This window comes from Streptomyces chiangmaiensis, assembly GCF_036281785.1.
GTDB lineage: Bacteria > Actinomycetota > Actinomycetes > Streptomycetales > Streptomycetaceae > Streptomyces > Streptomyces chiangmaiensis.
In genome coordinates this window covers 1-669 of record NZ_JAYWVC010000699.1, presented here as the reverse complement: position 1 = coordinate 669, position 669 = coordinate 1, and the positions used below count along the sequence as shown (strand labels likewise).

The window sequence follows — 669 nt, the reverse complement described above, 5'->3', positions numbered from 1 at the left end:
CCTCAAGGTCGGGGGCCTTCTTGCTTCCTGGAGGAACCCGTTGTCGAGCGAATGGTCGTCGCCCAACACTTATCTAGGGCTGCCACTCTGGTTCGTGATCATCCCAATCGCTTCCGTGCTGATCGTGGCAATCGTCACCCTGGTAATCGTGCAAGCCGTGGTCAGGAAGGCTCGACCTGAGGACCTGCCGCAAGTCCTTGCGGCCACGGCCCAATTGGTAACGGCTCTTGCCAGACTCGTACCACGTGGCGCACTGCGTCGTGTTGAGAGGACCGCGCAAGTGTCGGGAGACCTCACGACTCCGGGAGGTACGGAACCGTGGGACCTTGACCGGGCGGCCGATACGCACGGACTGCCGAGCGCTCCTCAAAGCAAGCTCCGTCTCGAAGAGGAAGCGGAGGGGACAGCATGAGTCGCCGTCGAAGCCATCGTGATCCCACCCTCAGGACGGCCCGTATCGAAGGCACCTTTGAGGAAATGTTGAGCCTGTTGGGCCAGGAAGGGCGCACGATCTTCATCGAACGGTTCGTCATGCGGCGGACATATCGAGAGATCGGAGAGCTTCTTGACTTGACGCCGGATGCCGTCGCTCGTCGGGCCCGACGCATCCACTTCTGGCTCCAGATCGTCAGCTCGTCCGCTGACCTAGAAGAGCTCGCTGGCGATGAC

General features: G+C 61.4%; 1 protein-coding gene. It reads left to right on the top strand.

The features are described 5' to 3' along the window. Window positions 1-408: 408 nt before the first annotated feature. Window positions 409-669: sigma-70 RNA polymerase sigma factor region 4 domain-containing protein (locus tag VXC91_RS46495; protein WP_329513351.1), on the top strand; the 261-nt coding region annotated here is incomplete at its 3' end.